Annotated in this window: 13 protein-coding genes; 12 read left to right on the top strand and 1 reads right to left on the bottom strand. The window is 47.1% G+C overall.

Annotation, left to right across the window (positions count from 1 at the left end):
• The first annotated feature begins 20 nt into the window (after nt 1–20).
• The 11 genes from FSB84_RS01270 (at nt 21) to FSB84_RS01220 (ending at nt 18,260) form a co-directional block, all read left to right on the top strand.
• Nucleotides 21–941 (top strand): ABC transporter ATP-binding protein, encoded by a 921-nt coding sequence (locus FSB84_RS01270; RefSeq protein ID WP_225979954.1) that lies wholly within the window; start codon nt 21–23, stop codon nt 939–941.
• An 11-nt stretch (nt 942–952) separates the two neighbouring features.
• Nucleotides 953–3,289 (top strand): ABC transporter permease subunit, encoded by a 2,337-nt coding sequence (locus tag FSB84_RS01265; protein ID WP_130543378.1) that lies wholly within the window; start codon nt 953–955, stop codon nt 3,287–3,289.
• A gap of 12 nt (nt 3,290–3,301) precedes the next feature.
• Nucleotides 3,302–4,600: a MutS-related protein gene (locus tag FSB84_RS01260; RefSeq protein WP_130543379.1), complete on the top strand. Its 1,299-nt coding sequence runs from the start codon at nt 3,302–3,304 to the stop codon at nt 4,598–4,600.
• Between the two features lie 72 nt (nt 4,601–4,672).
• On the top strand, nt 4,673–6,013 hold the full coding sequence (locus FSB84_RS01255) for a MutS-related protein (protein WP_130543380.1): 1,341 nt from the start codon (nt 4,673–4,675) through the stop codon (nt 6,011–6,013).
• Between the two features lie 166 nt (nt 6,014–6,179).
• Complete coding sequence (locus FSB84_RS01250; protein ID WP_130543381.1) at nt 6,180–9,356, top strand: S41 family peptidase; 3,177 nt, start codon at nt 6,180–6,182, stop codon at nt 9,354–9,356.
• The gene (locus tag FSB84_RS01245) at nt 9,346–9,897 is read left to right on the top strand and encodes an RNA polymerase sigma factor (RefSeq protein ID WP_130543382.1); all 552 of its coding nucleotides are present in this window, start codon (nt 9,346–9,348) and stop codon (nt 9,895–9,897) included. The genes FSB84_RS01250 and FSB84_RS01245 overlap by 11 nt, the downstream gene beginning before the upstream one ends.
• Nucleotides 9,898–9,985: 88 nt before the next feature.
• A complete protein-coding gene (locus FSB84_RS01240; RefSeq protein ID WP_130543383.1) occupies nt 9,986–11,095 on the top strand; it encodes a FecR family protein in 1,110 nt (369 codons plus the stop codon).
• Between the two features lie 59 nt (nt 11,096–11,154).
• Nucleotides 11,155–14,493 (top strand): TonB-dependent receptor, encoded by a 3,339-nt coding sequence (locus FSB84_RS01235; RefSeq protein WP_130543384.1) that lies wholly within the window; start codon nt 11,155–11,157, stop codon nt 14,491–14,493.
• Between the two features lie 11 nt (nt 14,494–14,504).
• Nucleotides 14,505–15,938, top strand: a complete 1,434-nt coding sequence (locus FSB84_RS01230) for a RagB/SusD family nutrient uptake outer membrane protein (RefSeq protein WP_130543385.1) — start codon at nt 14,505–14,507, stop codon at nt 15,936–15,938.
• A 2-nt stretch (nt 15,939–15,940) separates the two neighbouring features.
• Complete coding sequence (locus FSB84_RS01225) at nt 15,941–17,905, top strand: isoaspartyl peptidase/L-asparaginase (RefSeq protein WP_130543386.1); 1,965 nt, start codon at nt 15,941–15,943, stop codon at nt 17,903–17,905.
• Between the two features lie 106 nt (nt 17,906–18,011).
• Complete coding sequence (locus FSB84_RS01220) at nt 18,012–18,260, top strand: RNA polymerase sigma factor (protein WP_130543387.1); 249 nt, start codon at nt 18,012–18,014, stop codon at nt 18,258–18,260.
• 263 nt (nt 18,261–18,523) lie between these two features.
• On the opposite strand, the gene secA is transcribed toward FSB84_RS01220, so the two are convergent.
• Complete coding sequence (gene secA / locus FSB84_RS01210; protein ID WP_130543388.1) at nt 18,524–21,862, bottom strand: preprotein translocase subunit SecA; 3,339 nt, start codon at nt 21,860–21,862, stop codon at nt 18,524–18,526.
• A 221-nt stretch (nt 21,863–22,083) separates the two neighbouring features.
• Here secA and FSB84_RS01205 point away from each other — a divergent pair, with 221 nt between their 5' ends.
• Nucleotides 22,084–22,833 (top strand): LexA family transcriptional regulator, encoded by a 750-nt coding sequence (locus tag FSB84_RS01205; protein WP_130543389.1) that lies wholly within the window; start codon nt 22,084–22,086, stop codon nt 22,831–22,833.
• The last annotated feature ends 128 nt before the right edge of the window (nt 22,834–22,961 follow it).

Below are 22,961 nucleotides of genomic sequence, written 5' to 3'. Positions count from 1 at the left end.
GCACAGAAAAAAAGCTTAACATGAGTATCTTAAAAATTGAAAACTTATCACACAGGTACAGCGCCTCCTGGGCTATCAGGGATATCAACCTTGAGTTAAACCAGACAGGTGTGATCGGATTGCTCGGCTCCAATGGAGCCGGCAAATCCACCACCATGAATATCGTGTGTGGCGTATTGAACCAGTCCGAAGGTCATGTATTCATCGATGGGCTCGACACCCGCCTCAAACCAGAAGAAGCCAGGAAAAAAATTGGCTTTCTTCCCCAGAATCCTCCTGTGTACACCGATCTCACAGTGGATGAATACCTCAGCTATGCTGCTGAACTTCGCCTGATGGATAATTCCAAAATCAAAGCGGCAGTGGAAGAAGCCAAAGAGAAATGTCAGATATCACATTTCAGTGGAAGGCTTATCAAAAATCTTTCCGGTGGTTACCGGCAGCGCGTGGGCATTGCGCAGGCCATCATTCACAAACCCAGTCTGGTAGTGATGGATGAGCCCACTAATGGGCTCGATCCCAACCAGCTCATTGAAGTGAGAAAACTGATCAGGGAGATCGGGCAGGATAGCACCGTATTGCTTTCTTCCCATGTGATGAGTGAGATCCACCTGCTTTGTCGCGAAGTGGTAATGATCGAAGGAGGGAGGATCATCTTCTCAGATACGATGGATGCTTTCAACAATTACATGCAGGCCAGTAGTGTATTGATGAGTATGGAAAACCCACCAACACCCGATGTATTGCAAGCCATCAAAGGTGCTACCAGGGCCGAGTTTCTGACCGAAAAGAAAGTACGTCTCTATTTCGATGGTGATCAGGAGATCACCGAAAGGATCATCGCTGCCAGCATGGAACATGGATGGCGACTGCGCGAGATCAACCTTGAAAAAGGATTGCTTGAAGATGTGTTCAAGCAGTTATCTACACAATCCCACTAAAAGACTGATATATGAAACTGATCTTCAAGATCGCCCGGACAGAGCTCCGTAATCTGTTCTATTCCCCTGTGGCCTGGTTTTTATTCGTGGCCTTCCTGGTGCAATGCGCGTATTTCTATTGTCGTGTTGTACAGGAGTTCACCAAATGGCAATCGCTGATGCTGGAGAACAGTCCGGATTTCGAAGGCTTCAACCGTTCGCTTACCCAACTCGTTTTTCTCAACGGCGAAGGGATCTATTCCAGCGCCATCAATAACCTTTATCTCTTTCTTCCTCTGCTCACGATGGGCATCATCAGCAGAGAGATGAACAATGGCACCATCAAATTATTGTATTCATCGCCGGTGAAAACAAAAAATATCGTGTTCGGAAAATACCTGGCGCTGCTGATCTACAACCTCATGCTGATTGCAGTGATAGGCATTTTCATGATCACCGGTATGCTCAATATCCAAAATGTAGATACAGGCATGGTATTGTCGGCTACTTTGGGATTTTTCCTGATCACCTGTGCCTTCGGCGCCATCGGTATTTTCATGAGCAGTTTGTCTACCTACCAGATCGTGAGTGCGATCGCTACCTTTCTGGTGATCTTTATCCTGAACAGGATCGGCGGACTTTGGCAACAATACGACCTGGTGCGTGATCTTACCTGGTTTCTGGCGATGGGTAACAGGGCCTCCAAAATGATTGTTGGATTGATCACTACGGCCGATGTGATCTATTACCTGCTCATCACCGGAATGTTCCTGACATTTACGGTACTCAAACTGAAAGGAACCCGTGAGTTTCTACCCTGGTATCGAAAAGCCCTGCGTTATGTTTTGACAATAGCCGTGGTTTTATTCGTTGGATATATCAGTTCAAGACCCGGTATGATCGGTTATTGGGATACCACACGTGATAATTTGCTCACGATCCATCCGAATACACAAAAAGTACTCAATGATTTTGAAAAAGGAGAGCCACTGGAAGTAACATTGTACAGCAATCTGCTCGATAACAGTTACGGCAAAACTTCACCCGCAGCACGCAACGATTATATGTGGACACTCTGGGAAAGATACCTGCGCTTCAAGCCTGATATCAAATTCAGATATGTTTATTATTATGATGTGGTGGATGGAGACAGTAGTTTATTCCGGAGATATCCGAAAAAAACGCTGAAAGAAATTGCTGCGATCGAGGCTGAAGGAAAAGAAGCTGATCTCTCCAGGTTCAAAACGCCGGAAGAGATCAGAAAGATGGCTGACCTGCAGCCGGAAGACATGCGGGCCGTGATGGAGCTGAAATACAAAGGCAGAACCACCTGGTTGCGGACTTTCCCCGATACTGATTTCTGGCCTCATGAAATTCAGGTTTCAGCCGCATTCAAAAGATTACAGGTTGAAGAGATGCCAAAAGTTTTGTATACAACTGGTAATCTGGAAAGGGATATTTTCAAGATGGGGGAGCGGGAATACTATTCACACGCATTCAGTAAAATAACCAGAACATCGCTCATAAACGTTGGTTTCGATGCAGACACCATCTCTCCGGACTTCCGTGATATACCTGCAGGAATTTCCTGCCTGATACTGGCCGATCCTAAAACCCGGATGAGCCCGTTGAAAGAAGAAAGAATAAAAAAATACCTGGATCAGGGAGGCAATGCGTTCATCCTCGGCGAACCCGGTAAGCAGGAAATGCTCAATCCGCTATTATCCCACCTCGGCACAGCTTTGGATAACGGCAGCCTTGTGTATGTGTCTAAACATGAAGTACCGAACGTACTGCCCACGTATTTTACATCAGACCTGTATTTCATGTCAGATGCCCAGGGTATGCCAAAACTAAGGGCGCGGTTGAATAATCCGAAATACAAAGACACCGTGCGGGAAGTGATGCATGGCGCTGCAGCCGTGCAGGCTACCAGTGAAACCTCGTACACCTACAGACCACTGTTGCTTACCAGGGAGGGCACTTTCAATAAAGCAGGCCGGCTGGTGGTGGATTCAACAGCTCCGGGATTCAACCCTGCAGAAGGCGATGTGAAAAAAACGCCTTTTACCGTGATGGCCCGGCTCACCAGGGATCTGGCCAATAAGCAGCAACGTATCATCATTGCCGGAGATGCGGACTGCCTGAGCAGGTTAAGGGGCGGAGTTAAGCCCATCAATATTTCTTTCTTTAGCTGGTTGGATACTAACAGGTTCCCTGTTTATACGCCGATGCCTGATCCTGCTGATCAACTCTTTACCATCTCAGGTAAGGCGGCGAAAACGCAATCGTTTTTCTTCATCTGGATATTACCTGCTCTGTTACTCTTACTGGGAATTGTGATCCTGGTCCGAAGAAAAAGAAAATAAAAAACGCAACACATGTTCTTACAAACAGACGATCAAACCATCGATGACCTGAGATTATTCAGCAAGCGTGATACAGCCGGCATCTTTGATCTCTATAATAATACGCATACCCGTGGGGGTGAATTGCTATTGCAGGAAATGTTCCGGATGCCGCTGGCAGATAAGCAGGCCATCAACCGGCGTAGCAGTATCATCGGGCATTTCTGTCAATTTAATACTTTGTTCCCGTTTGAAGGTTCCACTTTCGATATGGCGGAAAAATACCTGACTAACAGGAATGAGCAGTCGAATCACGGAATGCAGCAGACTCTGAGTGAAAAAGATATACAGAATGGCGTTACCGCTGTTATTGCCCTGATGCAGCAGGCAAAGCAATTCATTGAAGATAGTAGTATACGTAACATCGCTGCGTACGAAGAGGAAAGAGGATTGATGGAGAGCCTGTTGGCCGATCCGGTTTTTGTACCTGTGCTTAGCGAGAAAAGTAAAGGAAAGATAGCTTATGCCGCTATAACGGCATTTGATGTATTGCTTCGTGTGCGTGAAAGGCAAAAAGTAGAGCGATTGCTATCGTATATCTATACCCTGGATGTGTATATCTCTGTTGCGAAAGTAGCAGCCAAACGGACATTCATCTTCCCCAAAGCATTGGAAAGAGGAACAGGGGAATTGAGTATCGAGGGGCTTTACCATCCTGAATTGCAGCATCCCGTCCCTAATGACATAGCCATGAACAAAAACAGGACAGTAGTGTTTCTTACCGGCGCCAACATGGCCGGTAAGAGCACCTTCCTGAGATCAGTGGGAACGGCCGTTTACATCGCACATATGGGGTTTCCCGTGGCAGCCACTTCCATGGAGTTTTCCGTGATGGATGGCATGTACACTACTATCAATCTGCCGGATAACCTGGGTATCGGAGCCAGTCATTTTTACGCGGAAGTATTGCGGGTGAAGAAAGTGGCGGCGGAACTGAAATCCGGTAAATCTGTATTTGTCATTTTCGATGAGCTCTTCCGCGGCACCAATGTGAAAGATGCGCATGAAGCTACGGTGGCCATTACGCTGGCTTTTGCGGAAAGAAAGAACAGCCGCTTCATCATTTCTTCCCATATCGTGGAAGCGGCGGATGAATTGGCGAAAAATCCTTCCATCGGATTCTGGTTCTTACCAACGAAGATGAAAAGTAATATTCCCGAATATACCTATACGTTAGAGGAAGGCGTTACCAATGACCGTCACGGGATGATCATTATCAGGAATGAAGGGATACTTGAAATACTGAAGAGTGGCCGCAGGCGCGCTGTGTAAAAATTAATCGGAGTGTGGCAGTCGCTCGCCTCCCGGCGAGCGACTGCCACACCATGAGTAAAAATAAATGTTATGAGTTTCAAAATAGACAGGCAAACGCTGGAGGAACTGAATTTACTCGGAAAATTCCGTCAGGGATCCGTTTACCATTTGTTCAATCAGGTGAAAACGAGAGGGGGGGAGCAATTGCTGGACGAGATGTTCCGCAACCCGCTCACCAATGCAGAACAGATCAACCAGCGAAGCAGCATCTTACGGTTCTTCCAGCAACAGGCATTGGCCTTTCCATTTGATGTGCAGCAGATCAATCTCATGCGTGAATATATCGATACTTCCAGCGGCAAAAGTGCCGCAATGGTCTTGTTCTCCACTGTGGTGAAAAAAACTTTGGCGAGCCTCACGAGAGATGAACGGTATAAAAAGAATATCCAGGGTCTGCAGGCAACTATCGTTACCATCAAAAAAACTGTTGCTATTGTTGAGTTGCTGTGTAATCTGGGCGGACCATTTGCTGCCAGCGTGGAGGAGATCAGGAAAATACTTGCACAGCCGCAATTGCAAAAACTGGCGGATACAGATATCTATCAGGACTTACCGCTGAAAACACTGGCATTCTACGAGTACCTGCTCAAGAACAGAATGCAAAAAGAGATGGAAGCTGTTTTATCCTTCATCTATCAGCTCGATCTGAATATGGCAGTGAGTAATGTTGCGGCTGTTAAAGGATTCAACTATGCAACTGCGTTAGCGCCTGAAAAAAATATACTTGCTGTAAATGATCTCCGGCATCCCTGTATCGATAAAGCTATCGGCAATAACCTGGTGCTGAAAGAGAACAGCAATGTGCTTTTTCTTACGGGAGCCAATATGGCCGGGAAGTCTACGCTGATGAAATCATTAGGCATTGGATTGTATCTCGCGCATATGGGATTCCCCGTTGCTGCGGCCCGTTTTGATTTTTCCGTTCGTGAAGGATTGTATTCGAGTATCAATGTGGCGGATAATATCGGTCTTGGTTATTCGCATTTCTATGCGGAGGTGGTGAGAGTAAAACAAGCTGCGGAAGCCGCTGCCAGCGGACAGAGGCTGATGCTGATGTTCGACGAGCTGTTCAAGGGTACGAATGTGAAGGATGCTTACGATGGCACACTCTCCGTAACGGAAGCCTTTGCGGAATATGCCGATTGCCTGTTTGTTGTATCTACTCATATCATCGAAGTGGGAGAGGCATTGAAAGCCACGCCCAATATACAGTTCAGGTTCCTGCCTACCATCATGGAAGGATCCAGGCCGAAGTATACCTACCGGCTGGAGCAAGGGATCACGGAAGACCGACAGGGTATGATGATCATCCGTAATGAAGGCATTCTTGAAATGATCGGGAGTGGAAATGTTTTAGTCACCGATGAATAAAAGTAAAGTCATGAACGCTCGTGTGAAATTTGGTCTTATCAAGGCAGAAAAATAGTCCATGCAATAATATAATAATGGAATGCCTTTAAAAGCTGTATCAGTTTTTAAAGGCATTTTTTTTGAGCGCCTTTTTGTAAATTACCCGCTCATCAATGCATGGTCCCACATGAAAGGCGTTGTTCTGATTTTGATTTCTGTATTGTGTAATTCAATACTGACGGCACAAAACAGCCCCAGCTGGTTAAGATACCCTGCACTCTCACCAGATGGAAAAACGATTGTATTTGCTTATCATGGGGATCTTTACACTGTTCCGGCATCTGGAGGAACAGCAAAACTACTGGTACAGCTGAATGGGCAGGAGCTGATGCCGGTCTGGAGTAAGGATGGGAAACATGTTTGCTTTGCCGGCAACCGTTCCGGTAATTTTGATCTGTATATTGTTCCTGCCAAAGGTGGAGAAGCAAAGCAACTCACCTGGCATGCTGCCGATGAATTCCCTTCAGATTTTACTACTGATGGAAACGCCGTTGTTTTCTCAGCAGCAAGAATGGATGCTCCTGAGTGCCGGCAATTTCCTTCCGAATCATTGCCTGAATTGTATACCGTACCCGCTGCGGGCGGCAGGGTAAAACAATTGCTGACCACTCCTGCTGAAGACGCCAAACTCAGTGCAGATGAAAATATCATCATTTATCACGACCGAAAGGCAAGAGAGAATCCCTGGCGTAAGCACCAGGTTTCTTCCGCCGCAAGAGATATCTGGGTCTATGATCAACAAACTGACACGCATCGTCAGCTCAGTGAATTTACAGGAGAAGACAGAAGCCCTGTTTTTTCCAACGACCAGCAAACCATTTTCTATCTGAGCGAAAGGTCCGGCAGCTTCAATGTTTTTCAATCTTCAATTTCAGGAAAAGACGAGCCAAAGCAATTAACCTTTTTCAAAGACCATCCCATTCGTTTTCTCAGCATTGCAAAAAGCAATACCCTTTGTTTTGGATACGATGGGGAGATCTGGATCAAAAAGAATAATGCTGCACCGAAGAAAGTACTGATCAGAATTCGGGCCTCCCCACAACAGTCACTTAAACAGGTATCCATCACAGAAGCCAGTGAGATTGCAGTTTCTCCTTCCGGAAAGGAAATGGCATTTATTGCACGCGGCGAAGTTTTTGTGAGCAATATTCTTGGAAAAGATGTCAGGCGAATTACAACAACGCCGGGAGAGGAAGCGGGATTGAGCTTTGCTCCTGATGGCAACTCACTGTTATATGCCAGCGAAAATTCAGGTAACTGGAAGATCATGCAGGCTGCAATGCCGACTGGAAAGAATTTTTACGGTGCCAGGCAAATAGTAGAAAAAGAATTGATCGGCAATGACCAGGAAAATTATCAACCTGCCTGGTCGCCCGATGGGAAAGAGATCGCTTTTATCGCCAACAGGAATACACTCAGGGTTTACAATATCGCAACTGGAAAGTCCCGCGAAATATTGTCGGCAGAGCAACTGGTGAGCAGGCGCGACCATGACCAGTATTTTGAATGGAGCCCGGATAGCCACTGGCTGCTGGTTCAATTTTCAGAACAGGGTGCCGGCAATGATGAAGTAGGCATCATCGACGCTTCTGGCAATGGCCGACTTATCAATCTGACAAAAAGCGGATTCAATGAAGCCAGACCAAAGTGGATGATGAATGGAAAGATGGTCCTTTTCTCTGGTGACCGTTTCGGTTTACATAGTTTCGATAACAGCGGCACAGCACAAACCGATATTTTTGCCTTGTTCCCCGATGAGAAGGACTGGAGAAATTTCAATGAAATTAAACAAGCGGATGCCTCCGTTCCTTCAGCCGATACGTTGAACGTAAAGTCTGCAACCAACGGTCCAACTGCATCCTGGGAAAGGATCAACGAAAGAAAGCTTAGGCTTACCAACGCATCCGCCATATTATCGGATGCTGTGCTGAGTGATGATGGAAAAACATTATTCTATCTCGCAAAACTGGAAAAGAATTATGATCTGTGGCAAATAGATCTCCGTACAAAAGAAACAAAAAGACTGCTACAGCTGAAAGTGCCAGGAGGAAGCCTGCAATGGGACAAAGAACAAAAATGGTTGTACCTGCTTGCGGATGGTGATGTGATCCGCATCGATCCCGCAACAGCCTCGCAACAAAAAGTGAATATAAAAACGGAAATCAGCATCGATCCTGCAAAAGAGAGAGCAGCAATGTTCGATCATGTATGGCGCAGAACAGCACAGACATTCTATACTGCCGGCTACCACGGCGCCAACTGGGAACAGTTTGGCATTGATTACCGGAAATACCTTAGCGGCATCGATAATAATTTCGACTTCGCTGAAATGCTCAATGAGTTGCTGGGTGAATTGAATGTTAGCCATACCGGCGCAGCATTCAACAACAAGCGAAAGGATATTGAAATAACGGGATCACTCGGGATTTTCTATGACCAGCAATATGAAGGGGCAGGTATGAAGATCGGAGAACTTATTTCTAATTCTCCGCTTTCACGGTCTGACTTAGAGGTAAAGCCCGGTGATATCATTATCAGCGTTGATGGATCAACGATAGAAGCAGATAAAGACATTGATTTTTATCTCACAGGAAAATCAGGTAAACAAATAAACCTGCAAGTGAAAGGCGGAGGGAAAGTTCGCAATATTACTGTAACAGCACTCACGCCTTCGGAAGAAGCCGATCTGCTCTACAAAAGATGGGTAGAGCGCAATCGCCTTGAAACAGAAAAAAGCACCAATGGCGAATGGGGTTATGTTCATCTCTACCGGATGAATGATGCAGCCTACCGTAACGTGTATGAAGAAATACTGTCCAGATACAATCACTGTAAAGGCATCATTGTTGATACCCGCTTCAATCGTGGCGGCGATCTGGCTCCGGAGCTGATCACTTTCCTGAGCGGTACCAGAACCAGGACCAATACCAACGATCATTTCCTTGCCGGTATCGAGCCAGGTTTCCGCTGGACCAAACCCAGTCTGGTGCTGGCAGGAGAATCAAATTACAGCGATGGTCACTGCTTTGTGTACGACTATCAATATCTTCATATGGGCAAACTGATCGGAATGCCGGTGCCCGGCAGTTGTACCTGGATGACAGGACAAACCCTGCTTGACCCAACACTCAGCTTCAGCGTACCAACCATGGGCGTAAAAACGAATGGGGGAAAGTATTTGGAAAACTACCAGACAGAGCCGGATATACGCGTAATGAACGAATATGGGAAGGTAAGCAGGGGACAGGACCAGCAACTCGAAGAAGCCATCCGCCAATCGAAACTATCTGCGAATGACAGATGATGAACAGAACATAATTTACTGGGAAGAGATCAGGAAGGGCAACAAGCAGGCCCTTTTCGATCTGTACAATAATACCTATTTCCATCTCGTTCGATTCGGTCTGAAGATAACGGCCAATGATGAGCTGGTAAAGGATTGTGTTACCCAGTTGTTCTTTCAGCTCTGGGATAAACATGCACGCCTCAATGAAGTAAAGCAGGTGCGGGCCTATCTTTTTACATCACTTCGAAGATCACTGATAGATAAGCTGGTCTATTTTTCCAAAACCGATGCTGCTATTCACAAACTCACGGAAAAAGAGCTGATCGAAGAACTGCCTTATGAAGAGATCATTATCCGCGTGCAGCATGATGAAGAGCTGAAACAAAAACTGCACAAGGCCATTGAACAACTCACGCCCAAACAAAGGGAACTGATCAGACTCATGTTCTTTGAAGGCTATACTTATGAGCAGGTGGCCGCCACTACGGAACAAAGCATCAAAACAGCCTACAATACCATCTACAACGCCATCAAAATATTGCGTAAAGTATTGAAATAGCTTCCCTAATAAAGATTCTAAAAAAATATTCCATTTTTTTCAGGGAAAAATCCGGGAATGCGCCCTCTGTATATAAAAGGGCTCCTTCATGGATTATCAAAACTACACTGTTGAAGATCTTGTGTGCGATGAATCCTTTCAGCGCTATTGCCTGGGCAAGGATCCCTCGGCTACTCAATTCTGGGAATCCTGGATCAGGGAGAACCCACAGCAAAAAGAAATCATTCAGGAGGCTGCCCGGCTTTTTGAAGTCATCAGCGCCAAACAAGGCAATCTCTCAATTCAGCTGGAGCATTTGAAAGATGGCATCCGCCGGTTCGATATGCTCAAAGTGGCATTGGCAAAAGAAGATGAACCTGTGCAGGAGTCTGTTCGCCAGATCCATCCCAACAGGTTCAGGTGGCGCATCGGCATCGCTGCATCTGTGCTTGCATTGGCAACGGCCGGTTATTTCTTCTTCAAACCTTCGTCCCCCAAACCAGATAGCTCTGCAACTTTCAAACACATAGCAACCGAAACAGGAATCGTATCTGGCAATGAGCCCCGCAAAACGGTGGTATTGCCAGACGGTTCTGTTGTAACCCTTCGCAGCAACAGTAAACTGGTGCTGGCAAAAGATTTCAATACATCGTCCCGTGAATTGCATCTTTCCGGCGAAGCATTTTTTGATGTGGCCCATCAGCAAAACAGGCCTTTCATTGTACATACCGAAGAAGTGAATATCGAGGTACTGGGAACCGTGTTCAATGTAAGTGCTTATCCCGGCAATGATTCAACAGAAACGGCATTGTTCAGGGGAAAAGTAGCTGTTACCAGGAATGGACATCCGGAAGATAAAGTGATCCTCTCACCCAGCCAGAAGATCGTGTTCACACATAAAGAAAATAAGACTGAAGGAGATAAGAACAAACCATTCCAGGTGCTGAGCATGCTCCCTGATCCCGTGAACCATAAGGCCAAAGAAATTGCCTGGGTGAGGAACCGGCTCAAGATAGAAGACGAACCCCTGCAGGTGATTGCAGCCCGGTTACAGCAATGGTACGGTATCCCGATCGGCTTTGCCAGTGAAGAAGTAAAAGCATACCGTTATTCAGGCACTTTCGAAAGCGAATCTGTGCTGAAAGCGCTTGAAGCATTGCAATTATCGTATCCATTCAATTTCGACATCCGGAAAGACAGTATCGTTATCAGTAAATAACGGGTGCTTGCATCGATATTTCGCCCCATTGATTTGATCATCATAAACCAAACTGTGTTATGAAGACTGCCCATACAACCGGCCCGGGAATCTCGTTGAGGCCGTTATCACATTTTGTTAAGCTCACTACATTCTTACTGGTGATGGTCTGTATGCAGGTACAGGCCAATGGATTCGCCCAGCAAAAGATCAATCTCAAGCTGCACAAGGCCACACTCAAACAATTATTGAATGAGGTGGAAAAGCAAACCCTGTACAGGTTCGTGTATCATACCGGTACATTGCCGGCAGATAAAAAACTCGACATCTCCGTCAGGGATGCAGACCTGGACCAGGTACTGTCGCAGGCTTTCAAAGGACTGCCGCTGAATTATTCTGTAAAAGAAGACAACCTGGTGGTAGTGTTTTCCACTGCTCAAAATCCTGCGCAGGATAAAACTGTAAAAGGAACCGTAACCGGTCCTGATGGCAAGCCGCTCGCCGGCGTATCGGTGCTTGTAACAGGAACATCCGCAGGCACCACTACCGATGCCAATGGTAATTATAGTCTTCAGGTTCCCGACAAAGCGAAAACACTGGAGTTTACACTGGTTGGTTATGTTGAAGAACTGGTATCGATCAACAAGCCAGTGATCAATGTAACGATGAGATTGTCTGCTACCAATCTCAATGAAGTGGTGGTGACAGGTTATACCAGTTATTCAAGGAATAAATCAGTTTCCGCTGCTACAACAATAGGAGGCGATAAGATCAACGATGTGCCTGCGGCCACTTTCGAGCAGGCTTTGCAGGGGCGTGTTCCCGGCCTGAATATTTCTTCCATATCAGGTCAGCCGGGAACCAGCGCCAGGGTGTTGCTGCGTGGTGTAGGCTCCATTGCAGGCAATAATGATGTATTGTATGTGATGGATGGAGTGCCCATTGAATCAGGGGCTTTCATGGCATTGAACCCTGGTGATATCGAATCAGTGACTGTACTGAAAGATGCATCTGCCAAAGCCATCTACGGTTCCCGCGGTTCCAATGGTGTGATTGTGATCACCACCAAAAGAGGAAAAGCAGGAAAGCTTGCATTGGAATACAGGTCACAATACGGAGTGTCTGCACTTACTTCCACCAAGTTCAGGATGATGAACTCTGCGGAAAGAAAACAGTTCGAAGAAGAGATCGGCCTTGAAACCGGATCTGAAGCCGGACCTTTCTGGACCTATTCAAAACTGAATCCTGATTATTCCGGAAAATCTCCTGCTGAACAAGCGGCGGCAGATCGTATCGTAGATAGTCTCCTCCACATGAATACCGATTGGCGCGATCTCTTCATGCGTAATGGTAAGTTCATGGAACAACAGATCAGCGCCAGTGGCGGTAATCAGAATATCCGCTTTTATACCTCGCTCAATTATTTCGATCAGCAGGGGCTTGTAAAAGTTTCCGATCTGAAAAGATACACGCTGAAAAACAATCTCGATTTCACCTATGGAAAATTTTCTGCCAACCTCAACCTGAACATTGGGTACTCAAAATCCAATCTCATTCAGAATGAGAACGGCACCGGCGCCAATAACCCGCTGTCTGCAGTTTATTATGCACTGCCTTACGAGTACCCCTATGCGCCCGATGGCAAGCTGGTAACTACCGAGGATGGAGATGAGTATCCGGTTTTCGATCTTCGTGAAGGAAGTGATTCATATGCACGCATGCTGAATACCACCAACAAGCAGGACCAGTTGAAAACGGTGATGAGCATGTCTTTAAGCTATACCATCGCAAGAGGACTGGTTGCCAAAACAAGGCTGGGCGTTGATTACCGGGATATCACTTCTGAACAGTGGATCAATCCCGATTCCTATGCAGGCAGAAGGGTGTCCAATGGAAGACTTGGTTCTTTCGGAGAAGGTATCAGCCGTCGTACTTCACTGGTATCAACTTCAGGTTTTACCTATAATAATGTATTCAATGATGATCATGATATTGAAGTATCGGCCCTGTATGAATTCCTGAGCAATAAATACAGGAGGTTCAACTATACAGGATTTGGTTTGGATTCAAGACTGCCTCATACGCCGGCAGGCATTGGTGATCCTTCTACCTACACTCCAACACTTGGTGGCGGCAGAACGGAGAATGCCATGTCTTCCCTGATCGGTCTGGCCCGTTACACTTTCATGAATAAATACACATTGAATGCCAGTTACAGGTATGACGGATCTTCCACGCTGCCTGAACATAACCGCTGGCATGGTTTCTATTCCTTTGGTGTGAGTTGGGAAGCAAAGCGTGAGGATTTTCTCGCCAATGTGAATGCGATTTCCAACCTGCGCTTCAGAACCAGCTATGGTACTACGGCCAGTCCGTTTCCCCTGGATTTCGCTTACCTGGCTACTTACGGTCTTGCTACCTATGGTGGTGAAAATGGCATTGTACCTACTACCATGGGCAATCCTAATTACGACTGGGAGTATGCGAAAGAGCTGAATATCGGATTTGACCTTGGTTTGATACAGAACCGGATCAGACTGACTGCCGAATACTATAACAGGATCACCAGTAATCTTTTCCTCGATCAGAAAATACCTGCTCCTTCAGGATTCACAGAACTGTCTGTCAGTTCCGGAAAAATGCGGAACCGTGGTGTGGAGATCGATCTGCAGGCAGACGTTGTGAAGAACAGGGACCTGGTAGTAACGGTGGGTGGAAATATGGGGTACAACAAAAACACTGTGCTTGAGCTGGGTGGTGAAACAGAAATGGAGTTCCAGTATACCGGTATTCTCAGGCCCGGTCTTCCTTACGGCGCCCATTATGCGCCAAAATGGGCTGGTGTAAATCCTGCCAATGGCGACCCTCAATATTATACCCGCGACGGACAGATCACAACTAACTATGATGCCAATACGCTTAGTGTGGCCGAGTTCGGTACTTATATTCCTGTGATCACCGGTGGCTTCAATGCGGCTGTTACCTGGAAGGATTTTTACTTCAATGCATTGTTCTCTTTCAATGCGAAAGTGATGCGCTATAACAATGAAGACTACTTCAATGAAAATCCCAGCTTCACTACCAGCAACCAATCAGTAAGGTTCCTGTATGACCGTTGGAAAAAGCCCGGTGACAATGCCATCCTTCCCAGGATCGATGCACCGAGGAACTATACCTCCAGGGATATTCAGGATGCATCTTACGTGCGTCTCAGAAATGTGAACATCGGGTATAACCTGCCCAAATCACTGATCAGTAAATGGAAATTCATTACCGGTGTTCAGATCAACCTGCAGGGGCAGAACCTGCTCACCTGGACAAAATGGAGAGGCTTCGATCCTGAGAATGGTAATGAATATGCCAGGTTCAGCTATCCTTCACCGAGAACCTATGTTGTAGGATTAAATGTTAACTTTTAATTGCCCTGATCATGACTAATACAACTTTTTATAGAAATATCATACTGGGCTCAGTTACTGCATTACTGGCGCTCAGTTCCTGTAACAAGCAACTTGATCTGAAGCCTTCAGATGATATCGACCCATCAAAAGCCTTCAGGAATGTGAAAGATGTGAATGCGGGACTATTGGGTGCATACAGTACATTGAATTATTTCAGCAGCATCTTTTATACTACCCGTATCACAGATGAAGTGATGCTTCCGTCTGAAAACAGCACCGGCAGTGGCGTGGCAACCTACCGCTGGCAATATGACGGCAGCTTCCAGCATGATGCATACTACGATAATTACAAGGCTATCGACAGGGTAAACCGCGTGCTGGCTGCCATCGATGGGATCGAGTCATTACCCGGTGAAGAAACCGAATTGAAAGCACAGTATAAAGGTGAGTTGCTGGCGATGCGCGCCTATTGCCACTTTGAGCTGATCAGGAATTTTGCTTCCGGTTATGTGGCAGATTCGATGGGAGTGATCTATATGGAAAAGTCTGAGCTTACCAAACCTGCGCGTCTCAGTTTTGGGGAAACGATGTTAAAGATCAATGCAGACCTGGTAGCGGCAAAGGACCTGATCCCTTCAGGTTTTGATGATAATACCAGGATCACGAAACTGGCAGTTTCGGCTATGCAGGCCCGTGTTGCCCTGTATGAAAAGAACTGGCCCAATGCCATTAAATACGCTACAGAAGTGATCAACGGCATGCCACTTGCTTCCAGGGCCAATTTCCCAAAGATCTGGCATGAAGAAGCGCCCGCTGAAGTGGTCTGGAAGCTGAAAAGAGTGCCTTCCGATGAGGAAACACCGCTGGGCAATGTGTACACGCAAGAAACATTCCTCACCAATCCCGCAGGCTCCAGGATCTATTATGCTGCCTCTCATGAGCTCACTGATCTTTTCGATAAAGCTAATGATATCCGCTTCTCTTCCTATATCGTGATCGATCCGCAAAGACTGGCTGATGGAAAAATGCCCAATGCTGTGATCAAATACACCAACAACGGAACCACCAACCGTAACCTGGTAGATATTAAATTATTCCGCACCGGAGAAATGTACCTGATCCGTTCCGAAGCCTATGCGGGCGACGGTCAGTGGGGCCTTGGCGTTGATGATCTCAATGATCTGCGTGCCGCCAGGATCAGTGGTTATGTTGATCAGACCTTTGCTAACAAAGAAGCTCTCCTGGATGCCATCGAAAAGGAAAGATTCAAGGAACTGGCATTTGAGGGCCATCGTCACCACGATCTGAGAAGATGGAACCTGCCTATCACAAGGCTGCCGCAGGATGCAGTGAATGCATTGGGCGCAGTGAACCTGCCTCCCTCCAAAGCACAGTACAGGTGGCCGATCCCCAACTCCGAGCTCCGGGTAAACCCAAATCTGAAACAAAATCCTTTTTATTGATCATGATACGTACCAAATGGAATAAATACGTTTTACAGGCTGCAGCAGGTTTGCTGGCAGCCTGTAACGTTTATGCACAATCGAATCCTTCTCTGAAAATCACTGGCGATCCCGCAGATATTACCACTCCCACCAGAGGCGGTGTGGTACTGATCGGCGGAGGTGGCAATGTGGATGGTGCTTTCAAATGGATGATCGACAGAAGCGGTGGAGGAGATGTAGTGGTGATCAGAGCTTCAGGTGATTATCTGTATAACGATGATATCGCCAAACTGGGAAAAGTGAACTCCGTGGAAACTTTACTGATCAATTCCCGCGATGTTGCCAATGATGATAAAGTAGCCAACACTATCCGTAATGCAGAGATGTTATTCATTACCGGCGGTGATCAGAGCAATTACATGAACTTCTGGAGAAATACAAAAACATCCGAAGCCATCAACTACCTGCTCAACCAAAAGAAAGTGCCTGTAGGTGGCACCAGCGCAGGTTGTGCCGTACTCAGTGGATTCTATTACAGCGGTGAGACCGGCAGCGCTACTGCCGACATACTGAATGATCCTTTCGATAAAAATGTAACACTTTACAATAACGATTTCCTGCAGCCTCCTTACCTGAAGAATGTTCTCACGGATCAACACTATACGCAACGCAGACGCCAGGGCAGGCATGTAACATTTCTCAGCCGGATCATCAACGACTGGAAAGTATTTCCAAAAGGCATCGCGCCTGATGAAAGAACGGCTGTTTGCATCGATGATAACGGTAAAGCGCAAGTGATAGGAGAAGGCAAAGCCTATTTCCTCATCACTGATGCTGCCACTGCGCCTGAACAGGTGAAAGCCGGCGAATCACTACAATGGAAGGCCAATCAAAAAGCGATCCGCGTGTATGAGATCCAGGGCAGCGCAACAGGAGCCGGATCATTCTCTGTTGCAGACTTTGATGCAGCCAAAGCAAAAGGCGGTACCTGGTACTGGTGGTGGGTAGATAAAGGTGTATGGCAGCAAAGCCCCGCAGATAAATTTGTAATTGTTGTGCATGGCGGCGCCGGCACCATCCTCAAAAGTAAAATGACTCCTGAAAAAGAAGCGGCCTATAAAAAAGGATTACAACAGGCACTCGAAGCGGGCTATGCAAAATGGAAAACAGGAGCGCCGGCACTGGATGCAGTGGAAGCAGCCGTTCGTGTGCTGGAAGATAATCCCTTGTTCAATGCAGGTAAAGGCGCGGTATTCACGCATGATGGAAAGAATGAGTTGGATGCCTCGATAATGAATGGGAAAACATTACAGGCAGGGGCCGTTGCCGGTGTGAAAACATTGCGCCATCCAATCTCTGCGGCGCGCGCAGTGATGGAGAAATCAGAACATGTAATGATGGTAGGAGCCGGTGCAGAGCAGTTTGCCAAAGAAGCAGGTATGGAGATCGTGAAACCTGAGTACTTCCGTACAGAAGAGCGTTGGAAACAATTGCAGCAAGCGATCAAAGAAGATGAACAGAAAGCAAAGCTGGATCATAGCTATCATAAAGCCGGGACCATCAATGTAGATAACAAATTTGGAACAGTGGGTTGTGTGGTGCTGGATAAGAGTGGCTTCATTGCGGCAGGCACCAGTACTGGTGGTATGACGAATAAAAAATATGGTCGTGTGGGCGATTCGCCGATCATCGGCGCCGGAACTTACGCCAATGGAACAGTGGGAATATCCTGCACCGGTTGGGGTGAATTCTACATCCGTTCTGTAGTGGCTTATGACCTGGCCGCACAGATGGAGTACAAAGGCTTTACTGTGCAGGATGCCGGAAAATCTGTAATTGCAAAAGTGGGCAAGCTCGGCGGAGATGGCGGATTGATTGCACTGGATGTGAATGGCAATGTGGCAATGCCTTTCAATACGGAAGGTATGTACAGGGGAACGGTAACAGCTGAAGGAAAGATAGCTATTGAAATATATAAGAACTAGTTGATACCTTTTTTATGGTTGAGGCTTAATGGAAAGGATGCACCTTGTTGTGCATCTTTTTTTATTATTTTTTTATTGTAGTTTGCAGTTCTGCTAACAACTGTATTTGCAAACCAACCAAACATACGATCTGCTTACCCAGGTTCAGCGCATCGCTTCGGGCGACGAATCCGCTTTCGCTTCCTTATTCTACCAGTTTGGCCCCCGCTTACATTCCTATCTTACGGGGATCACCAAATCTGAAACAGCGGAGGAAGAACTGGTGCAGAACACATTCATCCGTTTGGCTGCATCGTTTCCAGTTGACAGAAATTCAAAATCCTTCCGCCTGGATCTACCGGGTGGCCAGCAATGAAGCATTCAATTTCCTGAAAAGAAAAGGGATTGAGCAGAAAGTATTGCAGGTAATTGGCCCCTCGGACGAATTATCAAATACAGATGATATTGCCTATAATGAGCTGAAGCGTAATGTAGCAGAAGCGGTTGTCGCCCTTCCTTGATGATCATAGAGAATGAAGGGATTCTTGAAATGATGGAATAAACATAGAGTGTGCAAAATAAAAAAACGGATGCACTGGTAAAGTGCATCCGTTTTTTTATTTGATACAGTAAGTCTGCTTATGCATCCTTACCATGACAGTTCTTGAACTTCTTACCGCTTCCGCAGGGACATGGATCGTTCCTTCCGATCTTCGGTCCAACTTTCACAGGCTCCTGTTTTGGATCTGCTCCGGAGGGATCGAAATAATCGTTCTCATTCGCTGCATAATCATCGCCCCTGGCGTCGATCTCTTCCTTGTTGGCTTTCATTCGGCTCATGTCTGTCTTCTGCTCGCGACCTTCGCGGATCTGCGCCTGTTGTTGCTGCGGATTGTCCTGCTCGATAGGAATTGTAGCGTGAGCGAGGAATCCAACGATGTCTTTATTCAGTTCGCTACCCATTTGTTTGAACAGGTCGAAGGCGGTGAGTTTGTAGATCACCAGCGGATCTTTCTGTTCCAGGTAAGCGGTCTGTACACTTTGTTTGAGATCATCCATGGCGCGGAGATGCTCTTTCCAGGCATCATCGATCACGGCCAGGGTGATCTGGCGCTCGAGTGCGCCGGTGAGCTCGCGGCCTTCCGTTTGGATGGTCTTGTCGAGATTGGCGAGTACCTGCATTCCTTTTTTACCATCTGTGAAAGGCACTACCACGTTCTCGATATGGCTTCCCTGCGTTTGGCGGATATTGCGGAACACGGGCACAGCCTGGGTTTGCAGGTCTGTGATCTTGCGCTGGTAGCGCGCGGTAGCTTCATTGTATAATTTATCAGACAGTTGCTGATCGTTTCCTTTTTCAAATTCTTCGGAGGTGATGGTGCTGTCGATACCGAAGCCCATGATGGCCGACATGCGGAATCCTTCATAGTCGTTCTGCTCCTTGAAGCCGCCCACGATGCTTTGTGAAACGCCGTAGAATGCTTCATCGAGGTCAACTGCGAGACGGTCTCCAAACAGCGCGTGGTTACGTTTTTCGTAGATCACGTTACGTTGTTTGTTCATCACGTCATCATATTCGAGCAGGCGTTTACGGATGCCGAAGTTGTTCTCTTCCACTTTCCTTTGTGCGCGCTCGATGCTGCGTGTTACCATGCTGTGCTGGATCACTTCACCTTCTTTGTATCCGAAGCGGTCCATGATCTTGGCGATACGCTCGCTTCCGAAGAGACGCATCAGCTCATCTTCGAGTGATACATAGAACTGTGTGGTGCCGGGATCGCCCTGACGGCCTGAACGGCCACGCAGCTGGCGGTCTACACGACGGCTCTCGTGACGCTCTGTACCGATGATGGCCAGACCGCCTGCTTCTTTCACACCAGGTCCGAGCTTGATATCCGTACCACGACCCGCCATATTGGTAGCGATGGTTACAGCTCCGGCCAAACCGGCTTCAGCCACCACCTGCGCTTCACGGGCGTGTTGTTTTGCGTTCAATACATTGTGCGGGATCTTTTTCACCTGCAGCATCTTGCCCAGCAGCTCACTCACTTCCACGTTGGTAGTACCTACCAGTACGGGACGGCCTTCAGCGCGCAGTCTTTCGATCTCATCGATCACCGCTTTATATTTCTCGCGTTTCGTTTTGTATACGAGGTCTTCCTGGTCTTTGCGGACCGCTTTCACATTGGTGGGAACGGTTACTACATCCAGTTTATAAATATCCCAGAACTCACCTGCTTCAGTAACCGCAGTACCGGTCATACCGGCAAGTTTGTGGTACATCCTGAAATAGTTCTGCAGGGTGATGGTGGCGTAAGTTTGGGTAGCCGCTTCGATCTTCACATTTTCCTTTGCCTCGATCGCCTGGTGCAAACCGTCGGAATAACGGCGGCCATCCAGGATACGGCCTGTTTGTTCGTCAACGATCTTCACCTGACCATCCATTACCACGTATTCGATGTCTTTATCGAAGAGGGTATAGGCTTTCAGTAATTGCTGAACGGTGTGGATACGATCCGCTTTTACAGTGTATTCGTTGAGGATAGCTTCTTTCTGTGCGAGTTTCTCTTCGGCAGAGTCCTCGCTTCTGTCGATCTCTGCCAGGTTCACGCTGATATCCGGCAGTACGAAGAATTCAGGATCTTCACCTGCTCTTGTGATGGCCTGGATACCTTTATCTGTAAGGTCTACCTGGTTGTTCTTCTCATCAATATGGAAGTACAGTTCCTGGTCAACAGTAGGCATTTGTTTCTGCTGGTCGGCGAGATAGTAATTCTCTGATTTCTGAAGTTTCACTCTCACACCGGGCTCGCTAAGGAATTTGATGAGGGCGCTGGCCTTGGGCAGACCGCGGTAAGCGCGCATCAGCGCCAGACCTCCGCTCTTTGGATCATCATCTCCATCGGCAAATAACTTCTTGGCTTCGTTCAGGTATTTGTTGGTCACCTGTTTCTGAGCTTCCACCAGTTGCTGAACGCGGCTTTTGAGAATATGGTATTGCTGATCATCTCCTTTGGGAACCGGACCTGAAATGATCAATGGTGTACGCGCATCATCGATCAATACGGAGTCAACCTCATCCACCATGGCGTAATGGTGTTTGCGTTGCACCATTTCTTCAGGTGTGTGCACCATGTTATCGCGGAGGTAATCGAAACCGAATTCGTTATTGGTACCGTAGGTAAGATCGGCCAGGTAAGCGCTGCGGCGTGCAGAGCTGTTGGGCTGGTGTTTATCGATACAATCCACGGTGAGACCGAGCCATTCGAAGATGGTGCCATTCCACTCGGAGTCACGTTTGGCGAGATAATCGTTCACGGTTACGATGTGAACGCCTGCTCCTGCGAGTGCGTTGAGGTAGGCGGGAAGCGTACTCACCAGCGTTTTACCTTCACCGGTAGCCATCTCTGCGATCTTGCCCTGGTGCAGTGCGATACCACCCATGAGCTGTACATCGTAGTGCACCATGTTCCAGGTAACGATGTTGCCACCGGCTGTCCAGGAATTATTGAAAATGGACTTATCCCCTTCGATGCGCACATAATCTTTCTTCACGCTGAGGTCGCGGTCCAGTTGAGTTGCGGTAGATTCTATCTGGGTATTCTCCTTGAAGCGGCGGGCAGTTTCTTTCACTACGGCGAAAGCTTCGGGGAGGATCTCTTTCAGTACTTCCTCGATGGCTTTATTCCGGTCTTTGCGGAGCTTGTCCACTTCCTGGTAGAGGGCCTCTTTTCCGTTGATATCGCTGAAGGGCAGCGCTTCTGCATCTGCATTCAGTTTGGTGATCTCATCGTCGATGGAACGAAGATGGTCGCTGATGCGGGTTTTGAACTCCTGGGTTTTGTTCCTGAGCTGGTCATTGGAAAGTGACTGGTAAGAGCTAAAATGCTGATTGATCTTTTCTACCAGAGGAAGGAAGGATTTGATATCTTTTTCCGACTTACTGCCTCCGAAGATCTTGGAAATAAAACCTAACATGTTATAGCTAATTGTTTAATTTAAATGAAATCACCTTAACCTCACACGGGTTCCAATTGCGCAGAGGGAGGCAGAGGAGCCGGTGAAATCCGGATATGGTTGTCAAAAAAGATGCTAGGCTTTGATAACTAGCCAATTTGACAGGATGCCAAAGGTAAGAAAATAAAGTTTTGGGCGTATTGATAAAAAAGTTAGTATATTAGCGCTAAATTTATTAGTCTATGTCTCAAGCTGGTAAGAATCTCAAGTATCTCCGCAAGCTCCGGGGATGGACCCAGGAGGAATTTGCCACCAGGCTGGGAATCAAGAGATCCCTGCTGGGCGCGTATGAAGAGGAGAGGGCAGAGCCCCGCATCGAAGTGCTTGAACTGGTGGGTGATATTTTCAAGTTGACCCTGGATGATCTTTTGCTCAAAGATCTGGGAGATACCAAGGGCAATTACCTCAGTAAGCGCCGCGCACAGAAAATGGCAGCAGGTACTGCAGAGATCCAGTTCGTTCCGGTAAAAGCGGCAGCCGGTTACCTGGCAGGATATGCAGACCCTGAATTTATCGATGAGCTGAATACCTTTACACTTCCCATGCTTTCTCCCGGTTCTTACCGCGCCTTCGAGATCATCGGGGATTCAATGGCGCCCACAGCCAGTGGCTCCGTGATCGTTTGTGAAAAGGTAGATGAGATCGATGACCTGCGCAACAACAACACTTATATTGTGGTCACCCGCAATGAAGGTATCGTATATAAAAGGGTGATGAAGAGCAATCGCACAAAGAACAAGCTCACCCTGATCAGTGATAACGCTTCTTACCAACCATATACCATCAACTCCGAGGATGTTCTCGAGTTATGGAAGGCGGCTTATATCATGGGCAAAGCCAATCAGCAGCAGCGTTGGGATGTGAATCAGCTTGCCAGTATGGTGAATACCCTGCAGGAGCAGGTGAGTACCATGAAGAAGAAAATGAATTAGGCAGCAGCAGTTTTTAGATCGCGTTTGTCTTGATAGCTTACTGGTCACCGTTACCAACGAAGAGAAAATCTGCTATAGTCCGTAACCCGGCGTCTCGTAATAGTACGATATGTCTGCTGGTTAATAAA

It is taken from the genome of Pseudobacter ginsenosidimutans, assembly GCF_007970185.1.
GTDB lineage: Bacteria > Bacteroidota > Bacteroidia > Chitinophagales > Chitinophagaceae > Pseudobacter > Pseudobacter ginsenosidimutans.
This window is presented reverse-complemented; position numbering and strand designations above follow the sequence as displayed.

Coding starts and splice junctions, on each gene's coding strand:
- secA (WP_130543388.1), bottom strand. CDS start 21,862: ATGTTAGGTTTTATTTCCAAGATCTTCGGAGGCAGTAAGTCGGAAAAA.
- FSB84_RS01270 (WP_225979954.1), top strand. CDS start 21: ATGAGTATCTTAAAAATTGAAAACTTATCACACAGGTACAGCGCCTCC.
- FSB84_RS01240 (WP_130543383.1), top strand. CDS start 9,986: ATGGATTATCAAAACTACACTGTTGAAGATCTTGTGTGCGATGAATCC.
- FSB84_RS01235 (WP_130543384.1), top strand. CDS start 11,155: ATGAAGACTGCCCATACAACCGGCCCGGGAATCTCGTTGAGGCCGTTA.
- FSB84_RS01245 (WP_130543382.1), top strand. CDS start 9,346: ATGACAGATGATGAACAGAACATAATTTACTGGGAAGAGATCAGGAAG.
- FSB84_RS01260 (WP_130543379.1), top strand. CDS start 3,302: ATGTTCTTACAAACAGACGATCAAACCATCGATGACCTGAGATTATTC.
- FSB84_RS01205 (WP_130543389.1), top strand. CDS start 22,084: ATGTCTCAAGCTGGTAAGAATCTCAAGTATCTCCGCAAGCTCCGGGGA.
- FSB84_RS01230 (WP_130543385.1), top strand. CDS start 14,505: ATGACTAATACAACTTTTTATAGAAATATCATACTGGGCTCAGTTACT.
- FSB84_RS01255 (WP_130543380.1), top strand. CDS start 4,673: ATGAGTTTCAAAATAGACAGGCAAACGCTGGAGGAACTGAATTTACTC.
- FSB84_RS01225 (WP_130543386.1), top strand. CDS start 15,941: ATGATACGTACCAAATGGAATAAATACGTTTTACAGGCTGCAGCAGGT.
- FSB84_RS01250 (WP_130543381.1), top strand. CDS start 6,180: ATGAAAGGCGTTGTTCTGATTTTGATTTCTGTATTGTGTAATTCAATA.
- FSB84_RS01265 (WP_130543378.1), top strand. CDS start 953: ATGAAACTGATCTTCAAGATCGCCCGGACAGAGCTCCGTAATCTGTTC.